This window comes from Micromonospora sp. WMMD1219 (assembly GCF_049315215.1).
Classification (GTDB): Bacteria; Actinomycetota; Actinomycetes; order Mycobacteriales; family Micromonosporaceae; genus Micromonospora; species Micromonospora tulbaghiae.
Window position 1 is genome coordinate 6,517,515 of record NZ_CP186057.1, and the last position, 22,070, is coordinate 6,539,584.

Here is a 22,070-nt window from a genome sequence, read left to right on the forward strand (position 1 = left end):
GGAAGCGACGCTGAAGGAAGTTTTCCGCCGGCACTCACCACCCCGGCGGGTATTGACAGGCTCCGAAGTCTGCGGTTTCACTTCTCCTCAGCGCCACCGTCCCGCCGATCGGGACGCCAGCCGCCCCTTCTCCGACGCGAACTGTCAGGGCCCGCCCATCGGCGACACCGGCCCCTGGCTCGACGCGCCCACGCGCCGCTCCGACCGTGCATCCCGCTTCCGACGAGGAGTCACCGCATGCCCAGATTCCCGACGCGTCCCGCCCGGCGGGCCCTCGTCGCGCTGCTCACCCTGGCCGCGGCCACCCTCACCGCGGTGACGGTCGCCCCGTCACCGGCACTCGCCGCGCCCACCTTCAAGGCACCGTTCCCCTGCGGGCAGCGGTGGACGTACAGCCACCACAGCGCCGAGGTGCGGCAGGCGCTGGACTTCGTCCGCGCCGACGGCGGTGTCACAGGCGGTACGCCCCAGGTGGCGTCCGCCGCCGGAGTCGCCCGCCGCTACTCGCAGCCCAGCGGCGCCGGCAACTACATCGTCATCGACCACGGCGGCGGGTGGACCACCTACTACTTCCACCTCAGCGCCTACTCGGTGCCCGACGGCGCCTACGTGCAGCAGGGGCAGCAGATCGGGATCACCGGCAGCACCGGCAACTCCTCCGGCGCGCACGTGCACTACGAGCAGCTCTACAACGGCGTCGGCCAGGTCATCTCGATCAACGGCGTCTCGCTCGCGCCGTATCCCGGCCAGTACAACCAGAGGTTCCTGGTCAGCGACAACTGCGGCACGCCACCGCCGCCGCCCACGCCCCGCTATTTCGGTGGTTCGCCTACGGATTTCGATGGTGACGGTCGGGATGACGTGGTGGCGTTCACCCACGGCGCGGCGGCTGACGCGTATGTGGCCACGTCGACGGGTTCGTCGTTCGCGGGCACGTCGGTGAAGTGGCACGACTGGTTCGCCCTGTCCGGGGAGACACCGTTGACCGGGGACGTCAACGGCGACGGACGAGACGACGCGATCGTGTTCACCCACGGCACCACCGCCGACGTCCACGTCGCCCTGTCCACCGGCAGCTCGTTCGCGGCGTCGGCGAAATGGCACGACTGGTTCGCCCCCGGCACCGAGGTCCCCGCCGTCGGCGACGTCAACGGCGACGGACGCGACGACATCGTCACCTTCACCCACGACACCAACGCCGACGTCTACGTCGCCCTGTCCACCGGCACATCCTTCACCGGCACCGCGATCAAATGGCACGACTACTTCTCCATCGCCGGGGAGTTCCCCGCCCTGGGCGACGTCAACGGCGACGGACGCGACGACATCATCACCTTCACCCAAGGCCCCGCCACCGCAGCCGACGTCATCGTCGCCCTGTCCACCGGCACCAGCTTCGGCCCACCACAGAAATGGCACGACCTGTTCGCCGTCGGCACCGAACAACCCCGCATCGGCGACATCAACGGCGACGGCCGCGACGACATCGTCACCTTCACCTGCAACACCGACGCCGACGTCTACGCCGCCACCTCCACCGGCACCACCTTCACCGGCACCACGATCAAATGGCACGACTTCTTCTGCCTACCCGGCGAATTCCCCTACCTCGCCGACGCCAACGGCGACGGCAAACACGACCTCATCGTCTTCACCAAGAACACCACCAACGACATCTACGTCGCCCTGTCCACCGGCACCACATTCGCCCCCTCCACCAAATGGCACGACTACTTCGGCCTCACCGGCGAAACCACACTCTGACCCCCAGGAGGAACCCCCATGTCGCACGACCGGAACGTCTCCCCCACGGTGAGCCGCCGGCGGCTGCTCACCGGCGCCGCCGCGGTCGCGGCGACCGGCGCCCTCGCCGGCGCCTTCACCGCGCCGTCCGCGGCCGGTGCCGCCGTCAACGGGTACGGCCTGCGCATCGTCGCCCGCAACGAGAACGGCGGCCGGTTGCAGTACTACCGCTTCGCCACCGACGCGATCGAGTGGGATCCGGCGGTGAACGTGCTGCTGCCCGACGGCTATCACACCAGCGGCAAGCGGTATCCGGTGCTGTACCTGCTGCACGGCGGCAACGCGGACTTCCGCACGTTCCACCTCCAGGACAACATCATCAACCTCACCGCCGGCCGGGAGATCATCGTCGTCATGCCGGACGCCTCCACCGGCTGGTACAGCAACCCGGTCAGCACCAACACCGGACCGCGCAACTGGGAGACCTTCCACATCGCCCAGCTGCTCCCCTGGATCGAGGCCAACTTCCGCACGTTCCCCGAGTACAACGGCCGCGCCGTGGCCGGCTTCTCGATGGGCGGCTTCGGGGCACTCAAGTACACGGCGAAGTACTACGGCCATTTCTGCTCGGTCAGCGCCCACTCCGGGCCGGCCAGTCTGCGCCGCGACTTCGGCCTGGTCGTCCACTGGGCGAACGTCACCTCGGCCGCGCTCGACCTCGGCGGCGGCACCGTCTACGGCGCGCCCCTGTGGGACGAGGCACGGGTCAGCGCGGACAACCCGATGGAGCGCATCGAGAGCTACCGCAACAAGCGGATCTTCCTGGCCGCCGGCACGTCACCCGACCCGGTCAACTGGTTCGACTCGGTCAACGAGGGTCAGGTGCTGGCGGGCCAGCGCGAGTTCCGGGGAGCGCTCAGCCGGGCGGGCATCCCGCACGAGTGGCGGGAGGTGCCAGGCGGGCACTACTTCCGCCATGAACTGTTCGTCCAGGACCTCGCCGGCATGCTCGGCCGGCTGCGCCGGGCCGGCTGACGCGCAGCGGCGTCGCACGAGGGGTTCCACCTGCGGTCCCGCTGCGAATCGTGGGTGGACACCCCTCGCGGATTCGCCGGGATGTTCGATACCATCGAACATCCCGGCGGACGTCCCGCCACCGCGACAGGAGGTCCCCGTGCGGCCCATGAACAGTCAGCCGCCGTCGGAGCAGGCCGGCTCCGGTGGCGCCGCGGACGAGAACACGCCCGCTGGCGTCGTCGGCGGCCGGATCCGGCGCTACCGCAAGGAGCGCGGGCTGACGCTGCGCGGCCTCGCCTCCCGCTCCGGGCTGTCCATCGGCTTCCTGTCCCAGGTCGAGCGCGGCATCTCCTCCATCGGCCTGACCGCGCTCGGCAGCGTCGCCAAGGCGCTCGACCGGTCGGTGGCCGACTTCTTCGACGCCGGCACCGCATCGCCGGACAGCACCGTCTCCTCGCTCCCCCGGCACTTCACGCTGACCAGGGCGGAGACGGCCGCCACTCAGTACGTGTCCGGGCAGCAGACCTACCGCATGCTCTCCGACCGGGGGCCGGACCTGGTGCTCGAACCGATGCTCGTGCACATCGCGCCGGGCGGGCGCCGGGAGAACGCGTACGGCCACCGGGGTGAGGAGTTCGCCTACGTCATCTCCGGCGAACTGCTCTACGAGGTCGAGGGCGTCGAGCACCGGCTGTTCCCGGGCGACAGCGTGCACCTGCGCTCGTCGGTGCCGCACCAGCTCTACAACGACACCGACGCGGTGACGACTGTGGTCTCGGTGGTCACGCCCCGCCTGTTCTGACCCGCGCCCCCGGGCACCACGAATCGCCCTCCGTGTTCACGTAGGTGAACCCGGAGGGCGATTCAGCGTCCGGCGTCAGCGGCCGAGGCGTGCGTCCACGGCGGTCATCGTGTCCTGCCAGACGGCCGAGGCCGGGTCGATGACGGCGAAGTGGTCCCCCGGCTGTTCGAGGTGGCGGACGTCGTCTCCCGCACCGGCCGCCGCCACGGCGTAGCGCCGGTTGGCGTCGACGAGGTCGAGGCTGTCCTCCGTTCCCTGCACGAGCAGTGTGGGCACCCCTGTCGGCAGGCGGAGCATCGGGTCGCTCTCGGCGTACCGGCGTGGTGCCGTCACCGGTGAGCCGCCCAGCGCCGCGGCGACCGCACCGTCGCCGAGGTAGCGCCGCTCGCCCTCGGTGAGGTCGAGCACCCCGGCCAGCGACACCGCGAGCGCGACACGCGGCCCGCTCGGACGCGCGGCGAGGTCCGCCGCGGCGCGCAACGCGAGCTGCCCGCCCGCCGAGTGTCCCAGCACGACGATCCGGTCCAGGTCGACCAACCGGTCGCGGGCCGGTTCCCGCAACGCGAGGAGGCCCGCCTGCACGTCCTGTGTGGTCGCGTCCCAGCCGTGCCGGTCCGGGCGCCGGTACTCCAGGTTCCAGCTCGCGTACCCGCGCCGGGCCAGGTCGACGGCGAGCGCGTCCATCAGGTCCGCGCCCCAGATGGACCGCCAGAACCCGCCGTGCAGCAGCACCGCGACCGGCGCCGGCCCGGCGTCCGGGGTGGACGGCAGCCGCAGGTCGCCCCACTGGTCCGGGTCCGGGCCGTAGGCGATCCGGGTGGCCGGCGCACGGAGGCGGTGCACGGCGTGCCGGATCGCCCAGGTCAGGCCCCACAGTCCCCGCCCGGCCAGGTGGACCGCGCCGGGCACCGACGGCTCGACTGTGAGGTCGTACCAGACCACGCCGGACGGCTGCGCGCCGATCAGGGCACGGGCCGCAGCCGTGGGGCCGGGGAGCACCACCACCGGCTGGTCGGCCGTGGCGAGCAGCGCGCGCATCTCGTCGGCCGAGGCGGCGGTGACGACCCGGCCGGAGACGTCGAGTTCGGCGCAGGTGGCGGCGGTCGACGACGCCAGCAGGGCCGCGTCGGCCACCAGGCCGGGGCCGACCAGGACGGTGAGCCGCACCTGACTCACCTGCGCAGCAGCGGCAGGACGGCCGAGCCGAGCAGGTCGACGCCGCGCTCGTCGGTGAGGCCGTGCGGCGTGCCGAACTCGACCCGGCGCACGCCCGCGTCGATGAGCGCCTGGGCCTGCGCGGCGACCTGCTCCGGGGTGCCGGAGAAGGCGAACCGGTCGAGCACGTCGTCCGGGATCAGCCGGCCCGCCGCCTCGTCCTCGCCCGCGTCGACCAGCTCGCCGACGCGCTTGACCAGGTCGTCGGGCATCTCGACGGTCGGGTCCAGCTCGGCCACCACCGCCAGGTACATGGCCACCTCGGTACGGGCCTTGGCGCGGGCCGCCTCGCCGTCGGTGTCGACGACTGTGACAGCGCCGAGCACGATGCCGACGTCCGCGACGTCGCGCCCGGCCTTCTCCGCGCCCGTTCGCAGCCGTTCGCGGATCACCGGGACCATGTCCGGGTTGGCGCTGCCGCCCACCTTGATCTCGTCGGCGATCCGCCCGGCCAGCGCCGCGCCCTGCGGGCCCCACGCGCCGAGCAGCAGCGGCGGGTCGGGCCGCCGCACGTCGTAGCGCAGCGCGGTGCCGGGGGCGAGCGAGAAGACCTTCCCGGTGAAGCCGCTGCGGTCGCCGCGCAGCAGGCGGTAGACGACCTGGACGGCCTCCTCGATCGTGGTCAGCGGCCGCGGCTGCGGCAGGCCGACAGCGCCCAGCCAGGTCCCCCGGGCCAGACCCAGGTAGGCCCGCCCGTGCGAGGCCAGGTCCAGGGCGGCGATCTGACCGGCGATCTCGTACGGCGCCATCGAGTACGGGTTCAGGCAGGCCGCGCCGAGGCGTACCCGCTCGGTCGCCTGCGCCATCTCCAGCAGCGGGAAGATCGGCGGCTGGTACATCAGGTCGCCGAAGACGGTGAGCACGTCGAAGCCGTGCGCCTCGGCGGCGCGGGCCAGCCGGGCGTAGGCACCGGCCGGCTTGTCGCTCTGCAGGCCGAGTCCGATCTCGACCGTCATGTCAGGTCCGCCGAGTTCATCGTGCGCCGGCAGGTCCGTTCCACCTTCATGACGAGCCGCTCCTCCGGGTCGGGGCAGATGAAGTGGGAGTCCTGGGCCAGCCAGTCCCCCGGCGCCAGGTCACGCTGCTTGGCGGCGAGGAAGGGCAGCACCGAGGCGAGCGCGTACACGCAGAAGTGCTTTCCCTCGGGCAGCCGCAGGTGGGCGCTGTTGGTGAGTTCGAAGTGGTCGCCCACGGCCATGCCGCACACCGACCGGCCCTCGACCCGGTCGACTGTCACCTTCAGGTCGTAGATCTCCATGTCGCCGTCGTCGCTGTCGCTCACGGCCCCTCCCCCTCCTCGATCCGTACGATGATCTTGCCGGTGGTCCGGCGTTCGGCCAGCTCGGTGAGCGCCGCGGGCGCCTCGTCCAGCGACACCACGCGGCTGACCGGCGGCCGGACCGCGCCGGAGACGCACATGTCGAACAGTTCCTGGTAGGCGGCCTCGACGGCGCTCGCCCGGCGCCACGGGTACTGCGAGCCCCAGGAGAGGCCGACGAGCGTCGCGTTCGCCGCCATCAGCCGCAGCGGGTCGACGGGCGGCGGTGTGCCACCCGCCGCGCCCACGGCGACCAGGCGGCCCTCGAACGCCAGGCAGTCCCAGGATCGGGCGAACACGTCGCCGCCCACCGGGTCCACCACGACGTCCGCGCCCCGCCCGCCGGTGGCCGCGAGCACGGCGGGCACGAAGTCCGCCGCGGTGTAGTCGATCGCGACCGCGGCGCCGTGGTCGCGGCAGATCCCGGTCTTGGCCGGACCGCCCGCGGTGGCCAGGACCCGCGCGCCGCGGGCGACGGCGAGCTGGATCGTGGCGATACCGACCCCGCCGGCGCCCGCGTGCACCAGCACCGTCTGCCCGGCGGTGACACCGGCCCGTTCCAGCGCGAACCACGCGGTCTGGTAGGTGACCGGCAGCGCCGCGGCGGTCACCGGGTCGACTGTGGACGGCCGCGCTACGACCACCGCGGCGTCCACGGTGACGGTCGTGCCGAGCGCGCCGCGCGGCAGCGCCGGGCAGGCGAGCACCTCCCGGCCCAGCAGGTGCCCGGCCCCGGCGCCGGCGGCGACGACCCGTCCGGCCGCCTCCACCCCGGGTGTCATCGGCGGGTCCGGCCGCACCGGGTACTCGCCCCGGCAGAGCATGACGTCCAGGAAGTTCAGCCCCACCGTACGCACGGCGAGCCGCACCTCGCCGGGGCCGGGCGGCGGGTCGTCGGGCAGGTCGGCGACCGACAGCACGTCCGCCGGCTCGCCGGTCCGCCCGGCGACCAGCCGCCGGATCACGCCGCGCCCACCGGTTCCCGGACCAGCTCGGCGTGGTGGTGCACGATCACCCAGCGGCCGTCGATCCGGCGCACCACGTCGGTGACCCGGGTGATCTCCGGCTCGTCGTCCGGGCCCAGCTGTGCGACCAGCTCGTACCGGGCCACGCCGAAGTCGTCCCAGACGTCGATGCGCTTGTCCCGCGCGGCGAGCACCGCCAGCCGGGGCCGCTGCCCCGCGGCGTCCCGCCGGGCGCGGTACTCGTCCAGCTCGGCGCGGGTCCGCAGCGGCCCGGGCAGATGCGTCTCCCAGGTGGTCACCTCGGGGTGCAGGTGCGTGTCGAACCGCTGCTGGTCCCCGGCGAGGAACGCGTCGTACATGTCATCGATGCCGGCGGCGATCGCCGCCGCGCCTGCCTGCGCGAACGTCATCGCGTCTCCTCCTGGTTCCGGTCGTCGCGGGCGATCTGCCCGCCCTTCATCACCCACCGCACGTCCCGGAAGGCCGAGGTGTCGGCCAGCGGGTCGGCGTCGGTCGCGATCAGGTCGGCCAGCTTGCCAGCCTCGACCGTGCCGAGGTCGGACTCCGCGCCGAGCCACCGGATCGGCCCGAGGGTGCCGGCGTGGATGGCCCGCGCGGTGCCGATCCGCTCGGACATGTACTCCAGCTCCCGGATCGAGGCGGTGGTGCCCTCGAACTCCCAGAACGGGGGCATGTCGCTGCCGAGCAGCACCTCCACGCCGGCGGCGATCGCCATGTCGAAGCTCTCCAGGTGCCGGGGGCCGGCGCCGAGCGACCGGCACTGCATCCACTCCGGTACGCCCAGCTCGTCGAAGAACTCCTTGCACCGGGTCACCAGCAGCGTCGGTACGAGCGCGGTGCCGCGCTCGGCCATCCGCGCCGCGACCTGCGGGGTGAGCTGGTAGCCGTGCTCCACGCAGTCCAGTCCCAGCTCCACGGCCGCGCCGATCACGTCGGCCGGACCGGCGTGCGCGGTCACCTTGCGGCCCCACGCGTGCGCGGTCTCGATCACCGCGGTCATCTCGTCGGCGAACAACTGGGGCGTGTGGATGCTCTCGTGCTCACCGGCGATGCCGCCCGAGATCATCACCTTGATCAGGTCCGCGCCCGCCTTGATCTGGCTGCGGACGCCCCGGCGGAAGCCCACCGGGCCGTCGCATTCGAGCGTGTCGTTGCTCTCGTGGCCGTGCCCGCCGGTGCACACCAGCGCCCGGCCGGCGGTGTAGATGCGCGGACCCGGCACGCGCCCGGCGTTGATAGCCCGCCGCAGCGCGAAGTCGGCGTGGTCCTTCTCCGCCACGCAGCGCACTGTGGTCACGCCGGAGTGCAGCGTGCGCCGCGCCCCGTCGGCCATGTAGTGGGCGAGGTCGTACGAGCCCATCCCCTTGACGCCCTCGCCGGCGGAGCCGGGCAGCGACAGCGAGAAGTGGGTGTGCATGTTGACCAGACCGGGCGTCAGGTACGCGCCGTCGAGGTCCACCTCGGTCAGCCGGCCGGCGGCGCGCGCCTGCCCGGCCACCTCGGCGTACGGCCCGACGGCGGCGATCCGGTCACCCCGGACCCACACCCCGGCACCGGTCACGGGCGCCATGCCGTCCACCACGCGGGCATCGAGCACTGTGCAGTTGCCGAGCAGCACGCTCGGCTGCTCGGGCGAATAGGCGGCACTCACGCGATCACTCCATAAACGTCTCGGGCGGCCCGGGCCGAGACGTAGCCCTCGGCCACGTCCCGTCGCACCGCCTCTGGATCCCGACTCCTCGGGTCACCGTGCCCGCCGCCACCGGCGGTCAGCAACGTCACCCGGTCCCCCACCGCCACCGCGGTACGCCGTGTGCTCACCCGGTGCTCGCGGTCCGTGCCCGGGAACACCACCACCTGGTTCGGCTCCGGCTGCTCGCCGCCGTCGAGCGCCCACGGCGCGCTCCTCGTCTTCTTGATCACGGTCAGGAACTCGCCCGGTGTCACGAACCGGATGTCCCGCCGTAGGCCGCAGCCGCCCCGGAACCGGCCGGCGCCACCGGAGTCGGTACGGATCTCCAGGCGCTCGAAGAACATCCCGGTCTTCGACTCCAGCACCTCCACCGGCGTGTTGCGCGCCTGGGTCTGGCACAGGTGGTTCGCCGGTCCGATGCCGTCGTGCCGGGGCGTGCCGCCCCACCCGACCGGGTCGTTGTTGCTGACCGCGAACATGTCGCCGGTGTCCGGGTGCAGGCCGACCATCATGAACCCGGGCACGTCACCGCCCGAGGAGGCCGCGAGCCGGTCCGGCATGCCCTGCGCCAGCGCCTTGAGGATCAGCTCCAGCGCGACGGTGCCGGTCCACTGGGTGAACGTGGCGGCCGGGTACTGCGCGTGGAACAGCGTGCCGGGTTCGGCGCGTACCCGCAGGGGCGCGAAGTGCCCGGCGTTGGTCTGCTCGTGCGGCGTCGTGACGCCCTTGAACGCGACCCGGCAGGTGGCGATGGTGGCGCCCAGCGGCAGGTTCACCGGCCCGGGCACCGCCGGGGACGACCCGGCGAAGTCCACTGTGAACTCACCGTCGGCGACCGTGACGGTGACCCGCATGAGGATGGGCTCGTCGGTGACGCCGTCGTCGTCGAGCCAGTCCTCGGCGGTCCAGCTGCCCTGGGGCAGCGCGGCCACCGCCTCGCCGCTGCGCTGCGCGGCGGCGTCGATCACCCGGTCGATCACCGCGTCGACCACCGCGGGGCCGTAGTCGCGGTACAACTCGGTCACCCGCCGCTCGCCGGTACGCAGCGCGGCGATCTGCGCGTTGAGGTCACCGATGACCAGCTCCGGCATCCGCGAGTTGAACCGGATCAGCTCGTGGATCTCGCGCACCGGCTCACCGCGGTCGTACACCTTCGTGCCGGGGAAGATGATCCCCTCCTGGTGCATGTCAGTGGAGTCGAGCACGTAACCGGGATCCTTGGCGCCCAGGTCCATCCAGTGCGCCCGGATGCACAGGAACCCGATCAGCTCCTCGCTGTCCGGCAGCACGACCGGCGCGAACATCGTCGCGTCGTACGTGTGCGCCGCGTTCCAGTACGGGTAGTTGAGCAGCACCACGTCGCCGCGGTGCAGGTTCTCCACGCCGACGTACTCGACGCCCTTGCGCAGCGAGTAGTCGTTGGCGCCGAGGAAGCGGGACAACCCCGTGGACTCCGCGACCAGCCGCAGCCGGCGGTCGTAGACGGAGATGCCGAAGTCGTACACCTCGTAGATCACCGGGTTGAACGCGGTGCGCACCAGCGCGGCCCGCATCTCCTCGGCGGCCGAGACGAGGTGGCTGCGGACGACCTCGACGGTTGCCCCGTCGACCGTCGGCTCACCCATCGACGTCCACTCCGTAGACGTCCCGGGCCGCCTCCCGGGAGACGTAACCCTCGGCCACGTCCCGCCGCACCGCCTCCGGGTCACGCCGGCGCGGGTCACCGTGCCCGCCGCCACCGGCGGTCAGCAGGGTCACCCGGTCGCCGACGGCGACCGTCGTGCGCTTGGTGCTCACCCGGTGCTCGCGGTCGGTGCCCGGGAACACCACGATCTGGTTCGGCTCCGGCTGCAAGCCGCCGTCGAGCGCCCACGGCGCGCTCTTGGTCTTCTTGATCACCGTCAGGAACTCACCGGGCGTCACGAACCGGATGTCCCGCCGCAGGCCGCAACCGCCCCGGAACCGGCCCGCGCCACCGGAGTCCTCGCGGATCTCCCAGCGCTCGAAGAACATCCCGGTCTTGGCCTCCATGACCTCGATCGGGGTGCCCCGGCCGGTGCTGCCGGAGACGTGGGTGGCGGCGTCCATGCCGTCGTGCTGCGCGGTGCCGCCCCAGCCCACCAGGTCGTTGTTGCTGACCGCGAACATCTTCCCGGTGTCCGGGTGCAGGCCGACCATCATGAAGCCGGGCACGTCGCCGCCGGAGGAGGCGGGCAGCAGGTCCGGCATGCCCTGGGCCAGCGCCTTGAGGATCAGCTCCACCGCGACGATGCCGGTCCAGAGCGTGAACGTCGGCTGCGGGTAGACGGCGTGGAACAGCGTGCCCGGCTCGGCCCGCACCTCCAGCGGCGCCACGGTGCCGGCGTTCGACGGCTCGTCCCGCGACGTCAGCGACTTCAGCACGACCTTGCAGATCGCCTCCGTCGCCCCGAACGGCATGTTGATCGGGCCGCGGGTGGCGGGCGCCGAACCGGCGAAGTCGACGACGAAGCGCCCGTCGGCGATGGTGACGGTGACGCGCATCTTCACCGGGTCGTCGCTGATGCCGTCGTCGTCCACCCAGTCCTCGGCGGTCCAGGTGCCCTGCGGCAGCGTGGCCAGCGCCGCGCGGGCGCGAGCCTCACCGTCGACGATGATGCGGTCGATCGCCTGGTTCACAGTGTCCCGGCCGAACTTCTCGATGATCTCCAGCATCCGACGCTCGCCGGTGCGCAGCGCGGCGATCTGCGCGTGCAGGTCACCGAGCACCGCGTCCGGCATCCGCGAGTTGAACCGGATCAGCTCGTGGATCTCGCGCACCGGCTCGCCCCGGGACACGACCTTGGTGCCCGGGAAGATGAGCCCCTCCTGGTGCATGTCGGTCGAGTCGAGCACGTAGCCCGGGTCCTTGGCGCCCAGGTCCATCCAGTGCGCGCGGACGCAGAGGAAGCCGACCAGGTCGCCGTCCGCGTCGGGGTCGGCCTCGTCGGGCCGGAACACCGGAGCGAACAGCGTCGCGTCGTACGCGTGCGCCGCGTTCCAGTACGGGTAGTTGAGCAGCACCACGTCGCCGCGGTGCAGGTTCTCCCGGCCCACGTACTCCACGCCCTTGCGCAGCGAGAAGTCGTTCGCGCCGAGGAAGAACGTCAGGCCGGTGGCCTCGGCGACCAGCCGCAGGTCGGCGTCGTACATCGACAGACCGAAGTCGTGCACCTCGTAGATGACCGGGTTGAACGAGGTACGGATGAGGGTGGCCCGCATCTCCTCCGCGGCCGACTGCAGATAGCTGCGGACGACCTCGACCTGGGCTCCGTCCAGCGTGGTCATGCGGCTTCCTCCAGGGTGACGAGCAGGTATCCGTGGTCGTCGACGGTGACCCGCTGGCCGCTTGGCACCACTGTGGTGGAGGTGCCCTCGTCGATCAGCGCCGGTCCGTCGAAGGTGTCGCCCGGCTCCAGGCGGGCTCGGTCGTAGACGGCGAACGGCACCACCGCCTGCTGCCCGAAGTCGTACGCGTCGCGGTGGGTCAGCAGCGCCTGCGCCGGGTCGCCGTCACCGCGCGCCAGCGTCTCCAGCTCGGGCCGGTCGGTGCGCCCGATGCCGCGCACCCGCAGGTTGAGGATCTGCAGCGGGTTGCCCATGGTGTGGCCGTACCGGGTGCGGTGCGTCTCGTCGAACGCGGCGCGGATCGCGTCGCGGTCCAGCTCGCGCCCGACGGTGACCATCAGGCTGTGCTCCTGGCCCAGGTAGCGCAGCTCGAACTGCCGCTCCAGCACCGCCTCGCCGGCCGGCACGCCCTGCGCCGCCAGCGACGCGACCGCCTCGGCCTCGACCGCCTTGAACAGCTGCTCCAGCTCCGACAGGTCGGCGTCGTCGAGCGTGGCCATCACGGTACGGCTGAAGTCGTTGACGATGTCGGCCGAGAGCATGCCCCAGGCGGAGAAACCGGACGGCGCGAACGGCACGACCACCTCGCCGATACCCATCTCGCGGGCCAGCAGCGGCGCCAGCAGCGGTCCGGCGCCGCCGAACGCGAGCAGCGCGAACTGCCGGGGGTCGTGACCCCGCTCGACGGTGATCTGCCGGACCGCGCCGACGGTGCGGGCCAGCAGCACGTCGAACACTCCCGCCGCCGCGTTCTCCACGGTGAGGCCGAGCGGCTCGGCGAGCTGCTCGGTGATCGCGGCGCGCGCCTCGGCGTCGCGCAGCCCCATGGTGCCGGCGAGGAAGCGGTCCGGGTCCATGTAGCCGAGCACCACCGCGGCGTCGGTGACAGTCGGCTTGGTGCCGCCCCGGCCGTAGCAGACCGGGCCCGGGTCGGCGCCGGCGCTCTGCGGGCCGACCTTGAGCAGACCGTGGTCCAGCCAGGCGATCGAGCCGCCGCCGGCGCCGATGGTCCGGATGTCGTACGTCGGGATGAGCAGCGGGAAGTGCTCCAGCTGGGCCTCGTACGCGGCGACCGGGTTGCCGCGCTCGATCACGCAGGCGTCCAGCGAGGTGCCGCCGATGTCGAATGTGAGCACGTTGTCCCGGCCCAGCTCGGAGGCGACGTACGCGGCGCCGACGATGCCGCCGGCCGGGCCGGACAGCACTGTGTGCGTGGGTGCGGTCTTGGCGACCGCACTGGTCATCGAGCCGCCACCGGACCGCATGATCAGGAAGCGCCCGGCGAAGCCGCGCTCGGCCAGGCCGGACTCCAGCTCGTCCACGTACCGCTCGAAGATCGGCCGGATGTACGCCTCCAGCACCGTGGTGCTGGTCCGCTCGTACTCCCGGTACTCGCGCACGATGTCGGTCGACAGCGACAGGCTGACCTCGGGGAACTCCTCGTGGATCAGGCGCGCGGCCTCCCGCTCGTGGCTCGGGTCGAGGAACGAGTGCAGGAAGCAGATGGCGATCGAGGTGACCTGCTGGTCCACCACGAGCGTGCGGGCGGCCTCCCGGACGCTGTCCGGGTCCAGCGGCTCCACCACGCGGCCCCGGTAGTCGAGCCGGCCCCGCACACCGGCGGTGAAGCGGCGCTGCACCAGGCTCTCCGGCCGCTGGTACTGGAAGTCGTACATGTGGTCGGACGGCACGTTGCCGCGGCCGATCAGGAAGATGTCCCGGAAGCCCTCGTTGGTGATGATGCCGGTACGGCCACCACGACGCTCCAGCACCGCGTTGAGCCCGAGCGTGGTGCCGTGGATGAACAGCTCCACCTCGGACAGGTCGGTGCCGAGCGCGGTGATCGCGTTGAGGACACCGTCCGCGGGCCGGGCCGGGGTCGTCGCCGCCTTGCGGAAGCGGACCCGGTTGGTGCGCGTGTCGAGTTCCATGGCGTCCACGAAGGTCCCGCCGATGTCGACGGCGAGCCGGATGGGGCGACGGGTCATGGCGTGACAGCCTGCCTTCCGATGAGGGCGGGAAGCTCGGGAACGCGCCAGCAGGCGGCCCGGCTCTCGCCGTACGACTGAAGCTCCTGCTGCTCCGCTCGGCACCGGTCGGTGACGAACGGGCACCGGGCGGCCAGTGGGCACCCGGTCGCGGCGTCGGCTTCCTCCAGGTCCTTGACCAGCTCGACGGCCTCGCCGTCGGACCCGGTCGTCCCGCCGAGGCGGGGGGCGCTGCCCAGCAGCGCCCGGGTGTACGGGTGCCGGGGCGTGTCGAACACGACGTCCACCGGTCCCTCCTCGACGACCCGGCCGAGGTAGAGCACCACGACCCGGTCGGCGAACCCGCGCACCGTGGCCAGGTCGTGGGAGATGAACACCGAGGCGCGGTCCGCGTCGGCCGCCACGTCGGCGATCACGTCGAGGATCTGCGCCTGGACGGTGACGTCCAGGGCCGAGGTCGGCTCGTCGAACACGATCAGGTCCGGCTCGCCGACCAGCGCGCGGGCGATGCCGATGCGTTGCGCCTGGCCGCCGGACAGCTCGTGCGGGTAGCGCTGGAGGATCGACCGGTCCAGCTCCATCCGGTCCAGCACGGCGGTGACGCGCTCGGCCCGCTGGGCCGGGGACAGGCCCGCGGCGCGCAGCGGCTCGGCGATGGAGTCGCCGACGGGACGGCGCGGGCTGAGCGAACCGATCGGGTCCTGGAATACGAGCTGCGCCCGGGTCCGGGCCCGGCGCAGCGCCCGGCCCCGCGGCCGGGGGCGGCCCGGCTGCTTGACCAGCGCCTGCCCGGCGACCGTGACGGTGCCGGACGTGGGCGCGACCAGGCCCATGACGAGCTTGGCGAGCGTGCTCTTGCCGCAGCCGCTCTCGCCGACCACGCCCAGCGTCTCGCCCGGCCCGAGCCGCAGCGTGACGCCGCGCAGTGCGTGGTGCCCGCCGGAACCGAACCGGCTGCGGTAGACGACGTGCGCGTCCTCGATCTCCAGCACTGCGGGCTTCGCGTCCGAGGCCGCGACCGCGCCGGACGCCGCCGGCGTGTGCGACGTCCGCGGCACGTCGGCGTCCAGCGGCCGGGTCTGCGGGTGGAAGCAGGCGAGCGACCACTCACCACCACCGGGCACCGGCACGGTGGCCGGGCGCCGGGACGAGCAGGTGCCGTCGGCGTGCGCGCACCGGGCGACGAACGGGCAGTTGTGCGGCGCCTCGGTGAGCAGCGGCATGGCGCCGGGGGTGGCGACGACCGGCCGGCCGCCGACGTCCGGCACCGAGCGCAGCAGCGCCCGGGTGTACGGGTGCGCGGGTTCCCGCAGCACCTGCGCGGCCGGGCCGCTCTCCACCACGGTGCCGGCGTAGAGCACCACCACCCGGTCGCAGACCTCCGCGATGGACGCCAGGTCGTGCGAGATCAGCAGGACGCCCCGGCCGTCGGTGTCGGCGGCGTGCCGGAACTGGCGCAGGATCTCCCGGGTCAGCGTCACGTCCAGGCCGGTGGTCGGCTCGTCGGCGATCAGCAGCTCCGGCGCGCAGCCGGTGGCCAGCGAGATCATCACGCGCTGGGCCATGCCGCCGGACAGCTCGTGGGCGTACGCGTCGAGCCGGCGCTGCGGGCTGCGGATGCCGACCGCCTCGAACAGCTCGCGCGCCGCCTCCCGCGCCCGCTCGCCGGACATCTCCTGGTGGGTGGCGAGCCGGTCGACGAGCTGCTTGCCGATGGTGCGGGTGGGGCTGAGCGCGCCGCGCGGGTTCTGGAAGCAGATCGCCACCCCGCGCCCGCGGTGGGCGGCGAGCGCGGCGTCGTCCATGCGCAGCACGTCCGAGTCGCCGAAGCGCACCCGGCCGGTGGCGTGCGAGCCGCCGGGCAGCAGCCCGACGACGGCGCGGGCCACCATGCTCTTGCCGCCGCCGCTCTCGCCGACCAGGCCGACGACCTCGCCGGGTCGTACGGCGAAGCTGACGCCGCTGAGCGCTGCCACCTGCCGGCCGGGCCGGCGGATCGTCACGGAGAGGTTCTCGATCGACAGCATGGTCACCGCCGCTTCGCGTTGGCGCGGTCCTGCAGGCCTTCGCCGAGCAGGCTGAACCCCAGGACGCAGACGAACAGGGCCAGGCCGGGCGGGACCGAGGTCCACCACCGGCCGCCGACCACGTCCGCGGCGCCGAGGCTGATCATGGCGCCCCACTCCGCCTCGGGGATGCTCACGCCCAGGCCGAGGAAGGAGAGCCCGGCCAGGGTGAGCATGGCCCAGCCGCAGTTCAGCGGCGCGATGACCCGGACCGGGGTGAGGCTGTTCGGGAGCAGGTGCCGCCAGAGCACGCCGACCGGCGACGCCCCGGAGGTGATCGCGGCGTCCACGAACGGCAGTTCCCGCAGCGACCGCACCTCGGCGCGGACCAGCCGGGCGTACGCCGGCGCGTTCACCGCCGCGATCGTGATGATCAGGTTGATCGTGCCGTTGCCGAGCAGGGCGGCCACGGCCAGCGCCAGGATGAACGTGGGGAACGACTGGAAGATGTCGACCACCCGCATCAGCACGTCGTCGAGCCAGCCGCCGAAGTAGCCGGCGACCAGGCCGAGCAGTGTGCCGACGACCACGGCGAGCGCGACAGCGGCCAGGGCGATGCCCAGGTCGAGCCGGGCGGCGTAGAGCACCCGGCTCCAGATGTCCATGCCGTTGCCGTCGGTGCCGAGCAGGTGGCTGCCGCCCGGGGCGACCAGGGTGTTCGCCGCGTCGATCTCGGTCTCGCCCCACTGGCTCAGCAGCGGCGCGAACACCGCCACCAGCGCGACCACCGACAGGATGCTCGCCCCGGCGATGATCATGCGGCGGGCGAAACGGCTGTCCCGGTCACCGCCGGGCACGACCACCGGCGCGGCGGCGGGACCGTCGGGAACGGTTCGCAGCTCGGCCATCAGAGCCTCACTCTCGGGTCGAGGATCGCGTGGACCACGTCGGCGATGAGGAACACCAGCACGTAGCACAACGCGATGACCAGCACCGACGCCTGCACCACCGGGTAGTCCCGGTAGAGCAGGCCGCGCAGGGCCCACTGGCCGAAGCCCTGCCACGAGTACACGTACTCGACGAGCACGGTGGAGCCGATCGCCGTACCGAAGACCAGCGCGGCGAGCGACGGCAGCCGGACCAGCGTCGCCCGCAGCAGGTAGCCGTAGTGCAGCGTCCGGTCGCGCAGCCCGTGCGCCTTGGCCGCGGCGTACGACTCGGAGTGCAGCACCTCCAGCGCGGAGGCCCGGACGCTGCGCAGCAGCGGGGCGACCACGCCGACCACGAGGGTCAGCACCGGCAGCACGAGGTACGCCGCGGCCGAGGCGATCGCCGGCCCGTTGGCGGTGAGGACGGCGTCGACGAGATCGGCGCCGGTGAGCGGGGTCAGGCCGGTGTCCGGGTCGACCCGGCCGTTGGGCGCCGGGAACCAGCCGAGGATGCTGTAGCCGACGAGCACCAGCACCAGGCCGAGCCAGAACTCCGGTACGGAATTGCCGACCAGCGCGAAGATCCGGACGCTGTGGTCCCCGGCCCGGTTGGCCCGCTTGGCCGACCAGATGCCCAGCACCGTCGCCACCACGAGCGCGATGGTCACCGAGATGACCACGAGTTCCAGGGTCGGACCCACCCGGAGCGCCATCTCCGAGCCCACGGAGCTGCCGCTCTGGATCGAGGTCCCGAAGTCACCGGTCAGCAGCCCGCCGAGGTAGTCGAGGAACTGCTGCCACAGTGACTGGTCGAGCCCGAAGCGGGCCCGGGCCGCGGCTGCGTCCTCCTCGGTGGCGTTCTGCCCGAGGATGCTGCGGACGGGGTCGCCCGGCAGCACTCGGACCAGGAGGAAGGCCAGGACGACCACTCCGAGCAGAACGGGGATCAGCTGGAGCAGTCGCCTGGCGACGAACCGGAAGATACGCATGGGTGGGTGACGTCCCTAGGCCGAAGCGCTCAGGTAGCGCAGGCGGGCGAGGCCGTCCATCGGCTGCACCCAGCCGGCGACGGATTCCCGGACGGGCAGGTTGAAGTTGGGCTGGCAGATGACCACCCACGGCACGTCGGCGGCGAGGATCTCCTGGACCCGCTTCCACAGCGCGTTGCGGGCGCCCGTGTCGACAGTGGTGTGCGACTTCTCGTAGATCTCCTCGATCTCCGGGTTGGTGTAGTTCGAGTAGTTGAGGTTGGCGCCCTTGACGAAGCTCGTCGCCAGCATGTACTCGACGTCGTCCACCCAGAGCTGCCCGGAGGTGATCTGGAGCGGGATGTTCTTCTTGGTCCGCCGCTCGCCGAGGGTCGCCGGGTCGAGCGGGGTCAGCTTGAGCCGGATGCCGGCCTTGGCCGCCTCGCTCTGCACCTGGACGGCGATCTTCTGCTGCTCCTCGTTGTCGGCCTCGAAGACCAGCTCGGAGTCGAGCGACGCCCGGCCGGCGGCGGCCATGGCGGCCTTCGCCTTCTCCAGGTCGTGGGTGAACGGGTAGCCGCTCTCGTCGTACCCGGGCATGTCCAGCGGGACCGGGCTCTTGGCCGCGCGGGCGTCGCCGCCGTACACGTTGTTGATGATCTGCTCGTAGGGCACCGCGTAGGCGAGCGCCTTGCGCACGTTCACGTCGTTGAACGGCGCCGCGGTGACCGACATCTGGATGGCGACCTGGCGGTTGCTGGCCGCCGAGATCACCTTGATGCCCGGGGCCTTCTTGAGGTCCTGGATGTCGCGCTGGCTGATGCCCAGGGCGATGTCGATGTCACCGGCCTGGAGCTGGAGCCGCTGGTTGGAGGCGGCCGGCACGACGGAGATCCGGATGGTCGGCGTCTTGGCCGGGTCCGGGCCCGGGTAGCCGGTGTTGGCGCTGAGCTCGATCTCCTGGCCCTGGGTGGCCTTGGCGACGTTGAAGTAGCCGCCGGTGGGCGGGTTCTTCGCGAACCAGTCCTTGGCCCAGGGGTCGCTGGCGCTGGCGTGCTTCTTGGCCTCGACGGAGTCGAAGACGTACAGCGAGATCGCCTGGATCTGCCGGGTGAGCGCGCTGGGGAACGCCTGGTGGAACTCCACCGTGTAGTCGTCGACGACCTTGACCTGGTCGGCGCTGGTGAGGCCGATGGTGCGGTAGACGCCGGCGACGTTGGCCTGGGCGGCGAACGCACGGTCCTTCGACCACTTGACGTCGGCGGCCTTCATCTCGTTGCCGCTGGCGAACTTCACGCCGCGGCGCAGCTTGAGCGTCCACACCTTCTGCTCGGCGTCCGGCTCGAACGACTCGGCGAACGTCGGGGTGATGTTCTGGGTGTCGAGGATCTGGCTTCCGCCGGCGTTGGTGACCCCGTAGTCGATCAGGTACGGGAAGACGTTCTTGTAGAGCATCAGCGCGGTCAGGTCGAAGCCGACGAAGTCCTGGTCCCAGCTCGACAGGTAGCTGGAGACGGCGATGCGCAGCGTCTTGGCGGAGGCGCCGCCGGACTTGCCGTCCGTGGACTTGTTACCGCTGTCCGCGGCGCAGGCGCCGGTGGCGAACAGGAGCGCGACGCTGCCGCCCAACTGCAGGACGCCGCGGCGGGAGAGCGCGGGCGAGGAGGCGCCCGGACGGGGTGAACGAGCCATGAGAAGTCCTCCTAGAAGCACGAGGCAGATGGCCCGAGCAGCGGACCTACCAGGAGTTCTACCGGATTTAGCACCAGTGAACAATAGGGTGAACGGTGTTCAGTGAACACGGCTGCGCAACGAAATGAAAGCGCTCCCGAAGTGCGGGATAGCCGCGCTGTCAGCGTTCACATGGGTTCACACAAACGTTACGTACGGCGGATCGAACGGGGCCGGGAACGCCGATGACCCCGGGAGGGACACCCGGGGTCATCGTCTCGCGCGGTGGTTCGCGCGGGTCAGGGGCGGACGGTCTCCTCGGACGCGCCGGTGATCATCGAGACGATCTCGTTGCGGCTGGTCTCGGTGATGCCGCGGACGCCGACCTGGCGCCCCCGGCGCAGCACCGCCACCCGGTCGGCGATGCGGAACACCTGGTCCAGGTTGTGGCTGACCACGAGCACGGCCGCGCCCCGCTCCCGCAGCTTCAGGATCAGCTGCTCCACCTTGGCGGTCTCGGCCACGCCCAGCGCCGCGGTCGGCTCGTCCATCAGCACCAGGCCGCTGGCCCAGTGGGTGGCGCGGCAGATCGCCACCGCCTGCCGCTGGCCGCCGGACAGGTCCCGGATGGTCGCCTTCGCGCTGGGGATGCGTACGTCCAGCGCGTCCACCAGCTCCTGCGTCTCCCGGGCCATCCGGCGCCGGTCCAGCAGCCGCAGCGGACCGCGGGTGAGCTCCCGGCCCAGGAACATGTTCATGTAGACCGGCTGCGAGTCGGCCAGGGCCAGATCCTGGTAGACCACCTCGACGCCCTGCCGGCGGGCGTCGGAGGCGTCCCGGAACGTCACCGGCCGCCCGTGCATCTCCAGCTCGCCCTCGGTGGGCTGGTACACCCCCGAGATGATCTTCACGAGGGTGGACTTGCCGGCGCCGTTGTCGCCGACCAGCGCGGTGATCTGGCCGGCGGCCAGTTCCAGGTCGAAGCGCTCGATCGCGACGACGCCGCCGAACTGCTTACGGATGCCGTGCAACCGCAGCGGCGGGGCGCCCGCCCTGGTCGCGTCGGTCTTGTCGGTGACCGTGCTCATCATGCCCTCCCTGCGCTGCGAGCGGTGTGGTTGCCGGTGCCGGGGCCGCCGACCGCGTCGATGTCGTCCAGCCCGATCGGCGCCGAGCCGTCGGCGGCGTACACGCCGGCCACGGCCGGGGCGCCCGACCGGACGCCGGTCACGCCCGCCGTCAGCGCCCGCGTGACGAACGCCTGCGGCCGGAAGCCGAACAGGACCGTGTCGCCGGGCGCGACGCCCGGCGCCGCGGTCACGTCGGCCATCGCGTAGTAGTCGATCGCCTCCGGCGCGGGCATCTCCACGTCGACCAGGTACGCGTCGTCGAGACCACCGCCCCGGGGCACGATCAGCGCCCGGGTGCCGCCCAGGCCCAGCACCGGGTCGACGTAGAGCCCGCCGCCGAAGACGTACGCCCGCCCGTCCCACAGGTGGGACACCTCGCTGACGTAGAGCACGGCCGGCTCCTCGACCAGGTCGGTGACCGCGTGCCAGGGCGTGGTGCCGGTGAGCCCGTGACCGGGTTCGACCTGCGTCACGCCCGCCTCGGCCAGCGTGGGCAGGATCGCCGCCGACGTCGTACCCGGGGCGTTGATCTCGACGTGCGACCACCCGGCGGCGCGCAACGCGGCGGCGGCGCTCCGCAGGGTGCCGAGGTTGGGGGTCGGCACGACCCGCCCGGTGGCCGGATCGAACAGCTGGGTCGGGAAGCTGGTGACACCGGCGAACCGGGCGCCGTCGAGGGCGTCGAGCCGGTGGGCCACAGCGACGACCTCCTCGGCCGGCCAGCCGCCCTCGTGGCCCCGGTAGAACCGGTCGCCGGGAGCCGCGATCCGGGCGAGCAGCGCCTGCTCCCGCCCGGCCGCCGCGCTCGCGGCGGCCGCCTCGGCGGCCTTGGCGTCGTTGAAGACCGTCCAGTACGCGGGCGCGAGCGCGGCGGCGACAGCGGCCTCGTGCCGGGGGATCTGCACCAGGTGGCCGAGGTGACCGATGCCGAGCCCGCCGCGCCGGTCGGCGAGCGCGCACTGGAGGTCGACGCCGACCGCCTCGGTGATGCCCGCGTCGCGGATCGTCCGGCAGAAGTCGGGGTTGCGCCCGACCTGCTTGGTCATGGCGTAGACGGACAGCCCGAACCGGTCTGCCTCGCCCCGGATGGCGGCGGCGTTCGCGGCGACCGTGTCCAGGTCCAGCGCGTAGCAGTTGGCCGGCAGGTCACCGCTGCCGTGCAGGTTCGCGGCGGCGGCGAGCAGGCCCGGATTGCGGCGTCGCAGCAGGTCCAGAAACATGCGTGTGCTTCCTTCCGG

18 protein-coding genes are annotated in these 22,070 nt (G+C 72.3%); 3 read left to right on the forward strand and 15 right to left on the reverse strand.

The window, feature by feature from the left end; genetic code table 11:
- The first annotated feature begins 237 nt into the window (after window positions 1-237).
- From ACN27C_RS30440 to ACN27C_RS30450, 3 genes are all read left to right on the forward strand, one after another.
- Window positions 238-1,764, forward strand: coding sequence for an FG-GAP-like repeat-containing protein (locus tag ACN27C_RS30440; protein ID WP_422749716.1), 1,527 nt, complete (start codon window positions 238-240; stop codon window positions 1,762-1,764).
- 18 nt (window positions 1,765-1,782) lie between these two features.
- Entirely contained in the window at window positions 1,783-2,778 is a 996-nt protein-coding gene (locus tag ACN27C_RS30445) for an alpha/beta hydrolase (protein ID WP_422749718.1), read from the forward strand.
- 148 nt (window positions 2,779-2,926) lie between these two features.
- Entirely contained in the window at window positions 2,927-3,562 is a 636-nt protein-coding gene (locus ACN27C_RS30450; RefSeq protein ID WP_233585729.1) for a helix-turn-helix domain-containing protein, read from the forward strand.
- Window positions 3,563-3,637: 75 nt separating this feature from the next.
- Here ACN27C_RS30450 and ACN27C_RS30455 read toward each other — a convergent pair whose 3' ends face one another.
- The 15 genes from ACN27C_RS30455 to ACN27C_RS30525 form a co-directional block, all read right to left on the reverse strand.
- Window positions 3,638-4,729 (reverse strand): alpha/beta hydrolase, encoded by a 1,092-nt coding sequence (locus ACN27C_RS30455; RefSeq protein WP_422749721.1) that lies wholly within the window; start codon window positions 4,727-4,729, stop codon window positions 3,638-3,640.
- A 5-nt stretch (window positions 4,730-4,734) separates the two neighbouring features.
- Window positions 4,735-5,733 (reverse strand): LLM class flavin-dependent oxidoreductase, encoded by a 999-nt coding sequence (locus ACN27C_RS30460; RefSeq protein ID WP_422749723.1) that lies wholly within the window; start codon window positions 5,731-5,733, stop codon window positions 4,735-4,737.
- Window positions 5,730-6,059, reverse strand: coding sequence for a TIGR04076 family protein (locus ACN27C_RS30465; RefSeq protein WP_422749725.1), 330 nt, complete (start codon window positions 6,057-6,059; stop codon window positions 5,730-5,732). The genes ACN27C_RS30460 and ACN27C_RS30465 overlap by 4 nt, the downstream gene beginning before the upstream one ends.
- Window positions 6,056-7,060 (reverse strand): zinc-binding dehydrogenase, encoded by a 1,005-nt coding sequence (locus tag ACN27C_RS30470; RefSeq protein ID WP_422749727.1) that lies wholly within the window; start codon window positions 7,058-7,060, stop codon window positions 6,056-6,058. Before ACN27C_RS30470 ends, ACN27C_RS30465 begins: the two co-directional genes overlap by 4 nt.
- Complete coding sequence (locus ACN27C_RS30475; RefSeq protein WP_120570821.1) at window positions 7,057-7,470, reverse strand: nuclear transport factor 2 family protein; 414 nt, start codon at window positions 7,468-7,470, stop codon at window positions 7,057-7,059. The genes ACN27C_RS30470 and ACN27C_RS30475 overlap by 4 nt, the downstream gene beginning before the upstream one ends.
- The gene (locus ACN27C_RS30480; RefSeq protein ID WP_357797492.1) at window positions 7,467-8,732 is read right to left on the reverse strand and encodes an amidohydrolase family protein; all 1,266 of its coding nucleotides are present in this window, start codon (window positions 8,730-8,732) and stop codon (window positions 7,467-7,469) included. The genes ACN27C_RS30475 and ACN27C_RS30480 overlap by 4 nt, the downstream gene beginning before the upstream one ends.
- A complete protein-coding gene (locus tag ACN27C_RS30485; RefSeq protein ID WP_422749730.1) occupies window positions 8,729-10,399 on the reverse strand; it encodes a hydantoinase B/oxoprolinase family protein in 1,671 nt (556 codons plus the stop codon). The genes ACN27C_RS30480 and ACN27C_RS30485 overlap by 4 nt, the downstream gene beginning before the upstream one ends.
- Window positions 10,392-12,080, reverse strand: coding sequence for a hydantoinase B/oxoprolinase family protein (locus tag ACN27C_RS30490; RefSeq protein ID WP_422749732.1), 1,689 nt, complete (start codon window positions 12,078-12,080; stop codon window positions 10,392-10,394). Before ACN27C_RS30490 ends, ACN27C_RS30485 begins: the two co-directional genes overlap by 8 nt.
- Window positions 12,077-14,128, reverse strand: a complete 2,052-nt coding sequence (locus ACN27C_RS30495) for a hydantoinase/oxoprolinase family protein (RefSeq protein ID WP_422749734.1) — start codon at window positions 14,126-14,128, stop codon at window positions 12,077-12,079. Before ACN27C_RS30495 ends, ACN27C_RS30490 begins: the two co-directional genes overlap by 4 nt.
- On the reverse strand, window positions 14,125-16,155 hold the full coding sequence (locus ACN27C_RS30500; protein ID WP_358175961.1) for an ABC transporter ATP-binding protein: 2,031 nt from the start codon (window positions 16,153-16,155) through the stop codon (window positions 14,125-14,127). The genes ACN27C_RS30495 and ACN27C_RS30500 overlap by 4 nt, the downstream gene beginning before the upstream one ends.
- Window positions 16,156-16,157: 2 nt before the next feature.
- Complete coding sequence (locus ACN27C_RS30505; protein ID WP_091427917.1) at window positions 16,158-17,042, reverse strand: ABC transporter permease; 885 nt, start codon at window positions 17,040-17,042, stop codon at window positions 16,158-16,160.
- Complete coding sequence (locus ACN27C_RS30510; RefSeq protein ID WP_128138124.1) at window positions 17,042-18,052, reverse strand: ABC transporter permease; 1,011 nt, start codon at window positions 18,050-18,052, stop codon at window positions 17,042-17,044. The genes ACN27C_RS30505 and ACN27C_RS30510 overlap by 1 nt, the downstream gene beginning before the upstream one ends.
- A 15-nt stretch (window positions 18,053-18,067) precedes the next feature.
- A complete protein-coding gene (locus ACN27C_RS30515; protein ID WP_422749737.1) occupies window positions 18,068-19,723 on the reverse strand; it encodes an ABC transporter substrate-binding protein in 1,656 nt (551 codons plus the stop codon).
- A gap of 278 nt (window positions 19,724-20,001) precedes the next feature.
- Window positions 20,002-20,790, reverse strand: a complete 789-nt coding sequence (locus ACN27C_RS30520; RefSeq protein WP_422749739.1) for an ATP-binding cassette domain-containing protein — start codon at window positions 20,788-20,790, stop codon at window positions 20,002-20,004.
- Window positions 20,790-22,052 carry an alanine racemase gene (locus tag ACN27C_RS30525; protein ID WP_422749741.1) on the reverse strand — a complete coding sequence of 421 codons (1,263 nt, stop codon included), beginning with the start codon at window positions 22,050-22,052 and terminating at the stop codon, window positions 20,790-20,792. The genes ACN27C_RS30520 and ACN27C_RS30525 overlap by 1 nt, the downstream gene beginning before the upstream one ends.
- Between the last annotated feature and the right edge of the window lie 18 nt (window positions 22,053-22,070).